Source organism: Gluconobacter vitians (assembly GCF_015244565.1).
GTDB classification, from domain to species: Bacteria; Pseudomonadota; Alphaproteobacteria; order Acetobacterales; family Acetobacteraceae; genus Gluconobacter; species Gluconobacter vitians.
This window is the reverse complement of the sequence record NZ_JABCQG010000015.1, coordinates 70,110-79,466: the sequence shown is the minus strand read 5'-3', so window position 1 is coordinate 79,466 and position 9,357 is coordinate 70,110. Positions and strand designations below refer to the sequence as shown.

The window sequence follows — 9,357 nt, the reverse complement described above, 5'->3', positions numbered from 1 at the left end:
GTCGTTCGGAACGGAGACAACGGACGTGAGCTGGTCATGGCGCGCTGGGGCATGCCGACACCGCCCGGTTACCTCAAGGGGCATAAGGTGGACCGGGGTGTGACCAATATCCGCAATCCGGGATCTGCATGGTGGAAGCGCTGGGAGGGCCTTGCGCATCGCTGTCTAGTGCCGCTGACGGCGTTCTCGGAACCGGAGCGTCTGCCTGACGGGAAATCACGGCCTGTGTGGTTTGCCCGCAGCGACGGACAGCCGTTGGCTTTCCTTGCCGGCATCTGGTGCCGGTGGACCTCAGTGCGCAAGCTGGCGGACGGGGAAACGACGGATGATCTGGATGTATGGATGAATACGCCGGCAACAGAGGCTCTACAGCTTCAGCGGCCTTTAGCGGGTGGACTTCTGGTCCCGACAGAAGTGCTGAATTCGTCGACATGATAGTTGCTATCGGCTTCCTTATCTGGTCGGTCAGAAACGCACCTTTCTGAAAACCTCAGAGATATCCCCTCGTCATATGCCCGCTTTATGGATTTGCGGGATGAAATCCGACCGAAGAACAGCTTTTTCTTAATGTCGGGTTTCCACTTTTCTTTTTCAGCACGCAATATGAGTTCATCAAACTGCTGTTCAATTCGGTCTGTTTCTTCCGAACGAACTGAGATTGCATTGTTTTTTCCAGCCTGTATGAGCCTGTTTCGACGCTCGCTTCTTTCTTTATTTTTTAGCCTTCTGTCCCGTCGATGGAGTGCGTTTTCAGTAGCTTCCTCCGCGTGACGATATCCCCAAGCCACTTCTGTATTCAGCCAGTCGTCCGGCGTTTCGGGCCAGTCTGGTTCCGCACCGGGCTTCTTCTGTGCGCCGGTATGATTCCCGTAATATGTGAGCCACAGACAGTCCTTTTCGAACGCGTCTGCCAACTCCTTTAGCGTCCGCAACTGACGAAGCGGATGCGCAGAACGGGCAAGGTTTCCCTCACTACCTGATATGATGACCGAAAGTCCGGTTGGCCAGTCCACATGCCAGTAGCGACGGATGGTTCGCTCACACAGGCCCGTTTGTAATGCAAGCGCAGGCTGGGTCAGCGGCATTTTTCTGGGCCAGGCTTTCAGCGCATTCTCAATTCGGTCGTAAGATTTCTGTTGTTTGATCATTGATGTGCGTTGTGCTGACTCGCGCTGCTTTTGTGTTGTATCTAGGTTCTCGGCACTGAACGACATGGAAAATCCCTTGATGCCATGAGCAGGGCAGTATCGGGAGTTCATAAACTTGCAAATGCTGCGGGCTGTTGCTTCGACTTCGCTGCCAGGCAAGGGCGCGGGAAATGTTCTGTTGATCTGATGCGCGTAAGCAGAAATTTCCCGCAGATCTTTTACAAGACCTGAGTAACACCACCATCTGACCTGATCGAACAGAGAACAGTTCCGGCCCAGTGAGGACGGTTCCCGCTCGGCATATCGCAGCCAGATTTTAGCAGGTTTTTGTATTTTATTCTGCCAGACCGGCATGAGTAATGACACAACATCGCGCAGTTCACTGGGACCAGCCCCGGGCACTGTTCTCCAGAGAAGTTTCAGGCCCCCAGACCCTGAGGTATCGGGTAAAGCAGCTCGATTGTTTTGTGAAGGCTTTCTGGGCACGAGGTTTCCGATCAGGTTCTCCGCAACGGCCCAGGGAGATTTTATGAGACTTTTATACGGTAGCGGGGTGGCATCAAGCGCAGCAGCCATGAGTTGATGGGAGAGCCACAGTAGTTTTTGTGGCTTCTGATGGGCTTCATGACCAATATACACGGGACTGCGCAGCGACAAAAAAGCATGGGAACGTCCAGATACTGGATCTTCAACAAGTGTAGGACGGATTTTTGCCGGGATATTCGCAAGATATTCACGAGCGCAGCTGTGATCTATGTCGAAAGTAAGGATATTTACAAAATTATCGGTGTTAAGACATATCCACGGCATCAGAATGCCGTCCTGCAAGCGCATCTGTGAGGAAGATTTTTGCAGGACCGTGCTTCGGATCGTCTGAGATGCCAGAACATATCTTGGACACCGGCCCAGAATTTGTGAACTGAATGTTGCGAACTCAGGACAGAATGCCGAGGCGTTCAGATGCTCGCTGATGGCTCGTGCCGCCCAGAGATTCTCGGACGAGCGATCATGACATGCCAGCGAATCAGAGGGGATCGGTTGGTGATTCATAATAAATCATTATTCGGCTCAAGTTAGCTTATATCATCTTTTCTGTATGCGTTGGGCGAATAGGAAATTTCGGCGACCCGGCCATAATCCGGGTGCGCTCGAGACTGAACATCAAAAACTACTCCTTTATCTCCGTTTTTTGCATAGGAGGGAGCATGCTGCCCGTGCCTGGGGTGAGCGGCCATGGAGATGATCACGCTGCGTGTCTGATTGACACATACAAGTACGCCATCGGCTCCCTCCATCACTGATATTTCATCACCTGCCACCGTCTGATCCGCATTTCTTCCGAGCAAAAGAAGCCATGATGCATTGTCGATCAAGAGGCGCTTGCCGTCTTTAGTTGTCTCGAAAATGATACCTGCTTCTTCGAACGCCTCGCGTAATTTGCGTAAAACCCGCGCGGTCGGTATGCCGGATTCTGACTCAAACCGCATGATCGTGGCGCGGCCAACTTGGGCTCGTTGCGCGAGATCATCTTGATTCCAGCCTCTCAGGCTCCGCGCTGCCCGGCAATCGCCGCTGAATAACGGAAGGTCTGAAAGCGACTGAGGTGATTTGCGCATAATGGCTCCAAGAGTCTTTTTATACTGCATCATAGCATATTTTCTTGATAAAAAGAAAAAACAAGTCATAATTAATCAAAAATAAGGGCAGGCAGCATTATCTTAATCGGTTGATCTGCACGTTAAATGTCGTTGACGGGGCTCATTCTTTCGGCCCCGCAGGCTAATGATAAATGCAGGAGCAAGAACGATGGTGAATGACCGGAAAGGATCCCGTCTGGCACTGGAAAGTCGCGGATTGCTTCGCTATCCTGCCGCCGCAGAATATATTGGCCTTGCCGAGGGAACTCTCCGTAATCAGGTCGATACGCTGGGGATACGTTCTGTCAAAATCGGTCGGGCCCGATGTTTTCGTATTGTGGACCTCGACGATTTTATCGAGCGGAAACTCTGTGAGACTGAACTGAAGATTCAGAGAAGAAGGCGGCGCAGTCGGGGAGAGTGCCTGCTGCTGGAACGCAGTCTAGACATCAGGCCCGTGATTACCTGCCTGATCGCTTTTTTCCGACTCAGGCTCCCCCGAGCAGCGGGTTCCTTCATTTTTTACCCGGTCCGTTAATTGCCTCATAGGCCAACGCCATGGCGGCGAGGTCTTCCGGGTGGGGCTGATAGTAACGATCAAGGGATTTGATATCCTTATGGCCCGTTACGCGGCGGAGTTCGAGCGGGTTCGTATAGATCCGTGCGAGACGGCTTGTTGCTTCATGACGCAGATCATGAAACGTGAGGTCCCGAAGGCCAGCCTTCTTTGTCATTCGTCCGAACCGGACAGAGAACGCGTTTTTGCTGCCCACGTCGAAAACAGGATCGTCTGGTCGCGCTGACACGCGCTGGGTCTGAAGAGTCTGAAGCAGGCGGGCGGCGCCCGGTGTCAGTGGACGGATTTCCGGGCCGCGCTCGACGGCGCGATGCATCGTTTTCGTTTTCCCGAAAGACAGGGCGTGCCGGTCGAAATCGACGTCGCGCCAACGGAGTGTCAGGGCTTCTTCCCGTCGCGTTCCCTGTTCGATGGCGAAGCGTACGAAAGCGAGATCATCGGGCCAGGGTGACTTAGCTATAGCCTCCAAAAGACGTTCGTATTCATCGCCGACGAGGCGTCGATTGCGTTTTTTATCTGCGCCCGCCGGACGCTTGACCGCTGTCGCGGCGGCCGGGTTCTTCGCGAAGGGAACGTCCCATTCCGCGATCGCGTGCTGGCAGATCGCAGCGAGCAGGTTGAGTCGTTTGACGACCGTGGCGCCGCTGTATTTCTCAGCCAGCCGGTCCCGGAAGCCACGGACTGCCGTTGGGGTCAGATCGACCAGTGCCAGCTGTGCGATGTCGTCCTGAAGGATGGCGGGGATGTGACCCTTGCGATCATTATCCCGGGTCTGCATCTCCTCGCGCACATAGCGGTCGACCAGTTCATGGACGGTCTGGCGTTCCAGCGGACGCGTATCCTGAAACTGCCCAAGCTCGAGTTTGGCAGAGGTCGTGTCCAGCCAGCGTCGGGCCAGTTTGGCCGAGGAGAACGTCTGGTGGATTCTCTCGCCGCCTGCGATGCGCTTGCGGGCCCGATACTGGCCCTTGCCGCGATACTCGACGCCAGAGGGAAGAGCGCGACCGGTCGCAGGATCGATTTTAGCAGAAGTGATTCGGTCTTTCATGGTGAGCCTCGCCTGGGCCCAGCATAGCCTTTTCATGGGCCCATTGGGACCATGTGCTTATCGTCTTTTTTGGCAATGGGCCCAAGGTGGGCCCAAAAACGATCAATCGTTTCGCTTCATGACTGCTAAGTCATTGGAAAGATTGGCGTCCCATAGGGGATTCGAACCCCTGTTGCCGCCGTGAGAGGGCGGTGTCCTAGGCCTCTAGACGAATGGGACGAGGCGAGGGGCTTGATAGTCGGCCCCTCGGGTCTTGGCAAGTCTTATTTAAGAAGTTTTTTGTGTCAGCAGGGGCCCAAGGGCCGCACCACCGAACAGGTGGACGTGGAAATGGGGGACGTCCTGCCCGGAATTGGGGCCGGAATTGCTGATGAGGCGGAAGCCTTCGCGGGTGAGGCCCTGCTCTTCGGCAATCTTGGAGACAGCGCGCCAAAAGCCCGTAATTTCGTCAGGAGAGGCGGTTGCGCCGAAATCGGCGATGGAGACGTATGGCCCTTTGGGGATGACCAGAACGTGGATCGGGGCTTGGGGGGCAATGTCGTGGAAGGCGAGCGCGAAGTCGTCTTCATAGACGGCGCGGGCCGGGATTTCCTTGCGCAGGATGCGAGCGAAGATGTTGCCGGGATCATAGGTCATGGTCTGCTTCCTGTTCAGCCGAGCTTTTCCTTGAGGCGTGCAGCTTTCTCGGCAATGCCGCTCGTGCCTTCGCGGCGCTTGAGCTCCGTCCAGACGTCTTCGGGAGAGACGCCGGCATCCACCCACATGACGATCAGGTGGTACAGCACATCTGCGCTTTCACCGATCAGTTCCTTGCGGTTACCGTTGACCGCCTCGATCAGGCATTCGACGGCTTCCTCGCCGAATTTCTGGGCGATCTTGTTGCGGCCACGGGCCATCAGGCGTGCGGAGTGGCTGAGGGATGGGTCAGTGCCGCGGCGGGACTGGACCGTGTCATACAGGCGCTGGAGGACCAGTTCCTGCTGAAGGTCCGACTTCTTGTCGTCCTGCTGCTTCGAAGGCTTCGGGGCCGGTTTGGTGGCGGGTTTTCCCATGGTCTTACTCTCCAAGCCTGACCGGCAGTCCGGCCTTGTTCAGCGCGTTCTTGACTTCATCGATACGGAACTGGCCGAAGTGGAACACACTTGCCGCCAGAAGGCCACTTGCGCCGACTTCCGCGCCTTCCACGAAATGCTGTAATTCGCCCACGCCACCCGAAGCGACAACCGGAACAGTTACTGCGCCGCAGACGGCACGAAGCAGATCCAGATCGAAGCCTGCACGCGTGCCGTCGCGGTCCATGCTGGTGAGCAGGATTTCGCCTGCTCCCAGATCCTGCATTTTCTTTGCCCATTCCACGACGTCCAACCCCGTGGGTTCACGGCCGCCCTTAGCATAGACTTCCCAGCCGCCCTTGCCATCGGAACGGGCATCAATGGCCACGACGATGCACTGGCTGCCAAAGCGTTCGGAGGCTTCACGGATCAGGGCCGGGTTTTTGATAGCTGCCGAATTGACGGCGCATTTGTCTGCCCCCGCCAGAAGCAGGCGGCGCATGTCTTCGCAGGTGCGGACACCACCGCCGACAGTCAGGGGTAAGCAGATGGCTTCCGCTGTACGGCGGACGACATCGAGGATGGTGTCGCGGTTTTCGACGCTGGCCGTGATGTCGAGGAAGGTGAGTTCATCGGCACCGGCCGCGTCGTAAAGCTTGGCCTGCTCGACCGGATCACCGGCATCGCGCAGGGAGACGAAATTCACCCCTTTGACGACGCGGCCATCCTTCACGTCCAGACAGGGGATGACGCGGAGTTTCAGCATGAGCCGAGGACGTCCAGAGCGTCTTTGAGCTTGATACGACCGTCATACAGGGCACGGCCGACGATGGCGCCGGAAATACCGGGAACGTCGCGCGCTACATCGCGAAGGGCCTTGAGATGCTCCAGACTGCCGACGCCACCACTGGCGATGACAGGGATGGAGAGACGACGGGCCATGTCCGCGGTCTGTTCAAGGTCCAGTCCGGCCAGCATGCCGTCCCGCGTGATTTCGGTGAAGATCACGGCGGCGACACCGGCATCTTCCATGCGCAGGGCGAGATCATTGGCTTCCAGTTCGGAAACTTCGGCCCAGCCTTCGGTGGCGACGCGGCCCTGTCGGGCGTCGATGCCTGCGACAATCCGGTCCGGGAAAGCACGGGCAGCCTGACGGACCAGTTCGGGGTCTTTAACGGCCACCGAGCCCAGAATGACGCGCGAGACGCCGGCTTCGAGCCAGCGTTCAATGGCGGCCATGTCCCGGATACCACCACCAAGCTGCACGGGCAGGTTTGTGGCTTTCACGATGGATTCAATGGCCGGAATATTGGTGGAACGACCGGCAAAGGCGCCGTTCAGATCCACGACATGCAGGTGCCGGCAGCCGGCTTCCGCGAACAGCTTGGCCTGTGCGCCCGGATCATCGGAATAATGGGTGGCGTCTTCCATTTCCCCGCGACGCAGACGGACGCAGGTGCCATCTTTGAGGTCGATAGCCGGATAGAGTGTCAGACCGTGAGCCGGAACGGCCGTTTCGCTAACAGGACTGGCTGCTGCGCTGCTGGTGTCGGGCATGGCGATGCTGGACTGCCAGCGGGCGGCCTCGTTCTCGTTTGCCAGAAGTTTCGAGAGAAAAAGTCCGCGCACCGTCTGCCCTCCGATCCGTGCATAATAAGGATGGGTCCCCCAGTGTTCGAAACCGAACGACCGGAACAGCCCGATAGCGGCGACATGCGTTTCGCGGATGTCGCAGTTTACAACCTTGCAGCCAATGGCCTTCGCGCCCTTGAGCATGGCTTCCAGAAGCGCGCGTCCCAGACCGCGGCCGCGGGCATAGGGGGCCACGAAAAAGCCTGTCAGATTGGCGGTCGCGGCATGGGCTTCATAACTTGAAGGCGGACGGACGAGCTGGCCTGCGCCGCAGATCACGCCGTTCTCACGCACCACATAAAAGCTGCGCTCCGGCACGAGCAGCAGGCCTTCGAAATAGCGGGCCAGAGCCTGATGGCCGGGCGGCTGGAGCCAGCCAAAGCCGCCGCCGTCCAGAATGCCGGCGGACGTGGCCTCAATCAGCGCGTCCAGATCTTCGGGCGGAAGCGGGGAGACGACGCGTTCACAGGTAATGGTCATGAGGTCCACCGCAGGAAATTGCCGAGGATCGTCAGACCAACATCCTGACTCTTTTCGACATGGAACTGCGTGCCGCAGCGGTTGCCGCGCGCAACGATGGCCGGAACCTGCGTGCCATATTGCGCTGTTGCGACCAGATCGCTGTCCACACCATCATGCAGCGCATAGGAATGAACAAAATAGCCGTGATTGCCGGGTGTGAGGCCATCCGTCAGCAGATGGGTGCCGGGCGTGAAGTCAAGCGTGTTCCAGCCCATATGCGGTAGGCGCAGGCCAGCATCCGCAGATTCATCCATGCGACGGATATTGCCGGAAATCCAGCCCAGTCCCTCGGTGCGGCCATGTTCGAGGCCGTATTCGCACATGAGCTGCATCCCGACGCAGATGCCAAGGAACGGTGTGCCATTGGCGGTCGCGGTTTCGAGCATATTGCGCAGTTCGGGGCCAAGCCCCTGTGCGCAGTCGGCAAAAGCGCCCTGTCCGGGGAGGATCAGACGGTCGGCATTCAGGATGTCGGTCGCGTCACGGGAGATGACGACGTCGGCCTCGATCCCCTTGCGGATTGCGGCCTTGCGGGCTGCCTCTGCGGCCGAGGCGAGATTTCCGCCATTGTAGTCAATTACGACGACGCGCATGGAAACTCCGGAGATGTGCTGCCGTAAGGGGCGGCGTAGTGCTGCTGGTCCATCCAGCGCAGAAGCGCGATGTCCCGGCTGGGGGCCGCGATCGGCGTGCCGGTAACGCGGCCGTTCAGGCGCTGTTCCCACAGGCGGATCTCAGCCGTGAAGCTGGCGAGAACGGCATGGATGGCCACGATCAGGTCAAGCCGGGACCAGAAACCCATGAAAACATGCAGCGTGATCATGGTGGCGGCTGCGGCCAGAAGGGCGGAAATCCATGCGCCGTAGGTCAGAAGGCCAAACCAGCCGAAGAAAAGGACGCGCCATGAAAATCCGTCCTGCACCATGACAGGCATCTGCGGTCCGGCAGCGTCCGGTTTCGTACAGGGAATGTAGAGCTTCACAGCACGCCTTTGGTGGAGGGGATGGCGCCCGCCGAGCGGGGATCGTGCGAGACGGCAACCTTGAGGGCACGTGCAACAGCCTTGAAGCCGCTTTCGGCGATGTGGTGGGCGTTGGTGCCCGCCTTGCAGGTCAGGTGCAGGGCGATATGGGCGGACATGGCAAAGGCGCGGAAGAACTCTTCAAACAGTTCCGTATCCATCGTGCCAATCTTCTCGCGCGGAAAGACGACGTTCCAAGCAAGGTAGGGTCGGCCGGAAATATCAACGACCGCCTCGCACAGGGCTTCGTCCAGCGGCACGAGGGCATGGCCGAAACGCTCAATGCCGCGCTTGTCGCCGATGGCCTGACGGAAGGCCTGTCCGAAGACGATGCCGACATCCTCGACCGTATGATGGCCGTCAATATGCAGGTCGCCCTTGGCTTTCAGCTCAAGGTCAAAGCCACCATGCTTGGCCAGTGCCGTCAGCATGTGGTCGAAGAAACCGATGCCGCTGTCCACGTCGGAGCGGCCCTGGCCGTCGAGCGTGAGGGCAAGGGTGATGTCGGTTTCGCTGGTGGCGCGATGCAGGCGGGCGTGGCGGCTTTCGTTCATGTTCTTCCTGCTACACCAGCATGAGGCGGATTTCCACGCTCTCCGTGGAGGCGGAAGCGTAAAACCCCATTATGCGCGCCTTCTTTGTCCGAACCATCCTCGCAGAATGAGGGGCAACCAAGCCTCACTGTGCCTTGATCGGAAGGACTCTGGAAATTGCCCTTGG

11 protein-coding genes and 1 tRNA gene are annotated in these 9,357 nt (G+C 58.1%); 1 reads left to right on the top strand and 11 read right to left on the bottom strand.

Going from position 1 to position 9,357, the window contains the following annotated elements; genetic code table 11:
* Positions 1-435 (top strand): SOS response-associated peptidase family protein (locus HKD24_RS11690; protein ID WP_194260433.1); only part of this gene is annotated, 435 nt, incomplete at its 5' end.
* Here the strand turns inward: HKD24_RS11690 and HKD24_RS11685 are convergent.
* The 11 genes from HKD24_RS11685 to hisB form a co-directional block, all read right to left on the bottom strand.
* Positions 375-2,198, bottom strand: a complete 1,824-nt coding sequence (locus HKD24_RS11685; protein WP_194260432.1) for a replication initiation protein — start codon at positions 2,196-2,198, stop codon at positions 375-377. The genes HKD24_RS11690 and HKD24_RS11685 overlap by 61 nt on opposite strands.
* A gap of 23 nt (positions 2,199-2,221) precedes the next feature.
* Complete coding sequence (locus HKD24_RS11680) at positions 2,222-2,797, bottom strand: helix-turn-helix domain-containing protein (RefSeq protein WP_228124354.1); 576 nt, start codon at positions 2,795-2,797, stop codon at positions 2,222-2,224.
* 503 nt (positions 2,798-3,300) lie between these two features.
* Entirely contained in the window at positions 3,301-4,410 is a 1,110-nt protein-coding gene (locus HKD24_RS11670) for an integrase (RefSeq protein ID WP_194260430.1), read from the bottom strand.
* A gap of 143 nt (positions 4,411-4,553) precedes the next feature.
* Positions 4,554-4,629, bottom strand: a tRNA-Glu gene (locus HKD24_RS11665).
* Between the two features lie 48 nt (positions 4,630-4,677).
* Entirely contained in the window at positions 4,678-5,046 is a 369-nt protein-coding gene (locus HKD24_RS11660; RefSeq protein ID WP_194260429.1) for a histidine triad nucleotide-binding protein, read from the bottom strand.
* A 14-nt stretch (positions 5,047-5,060) separates the two neighbouring features.
* Positions 5,061-5,462 carry a phosphoribosyl-ATP diphosphatase gene (locus HKD24_RS11655; RefSeq protein WP_194260428.1) on the bottom strand — a complete coding sequence of 134 codons (402 nt, stop codon included), beginning with the start codon at positions 5,460-5,462 and terminating at the stop codon, positions 5,061-5,063.
* A 4-nt stretch (positions 5,463-5,466) separates the two neighbouring features.
* Entirely contained in the window at positions 5,467-6,228 is a 762-nt protein-coding gene (gene hisF / locus HKD24_RS11650; RefSeq protein ID WP_194260427.1) for an imidazole glycerol phosphate synthase subunit HisF, read from the bottom strand.
* Positions 6,222-7,574: a 1-(5-phosphoribosyl)-5-[(5-phosphoribosylamino)methylideneamino]imidazole-4-carboxamide isomerase gene (gene hisA, locus HKD24_RS11645; RefSeq protein ID WP_194260426.1), complete on the bottom strand. Its 1,353-nt coding sequence runs from the start codon at positions 7,572-7,574 to the stop codon at positions 6,222-6,224. Before hisA ends, hisF begins: the two co-directional genes overlap by 7 nt.
* A complete protein-coding gene (gene hisH, locus HKD24_RS11640; RefSeq protein WP_194260425.1) occupies positions 7,571-8,209 on the bottom strand; it encodes an imidazole glycerol phosphate synthase subunit HisH in 639 nt (212 codons plus the stop codon). The genes hisA and hisH overlap by 4 nt, the downstream gene beginning before the upstream one ends.
* The gene (locus tag HKD24_RS11635; protein ID WP_062509785.1) at positions 8,194-8,598 is read right to left on the bottom strand and encodes a hypothetical protein; all 405 of its coding nucleotides are present in this window, start codon (positions 8,596-8,598) and stop codon (positions 8,194-8,196) included. Before HKD24_RS11635 ends, hisH begins: the two co-directional genes overlap by 16 nt.
* On the bottom strand, positions 8,595-9,191 hold the full coding sequence (gene hisB / locus HKD24_RS11630) for an imidazoleglycerol-phosphate dehydratase HisB (RefSeq protein WP_041110954.1): 597 nt from the start codon (positions 9,189-9,191) through the stop codon (positions 8,595-8,597). Before hisB ends, HKD24_RS11635 begins: the two co-directional genes overlap by 4 nt.
* Positions 9,192-9,357 lie beyond the last annotated feature (166 nt).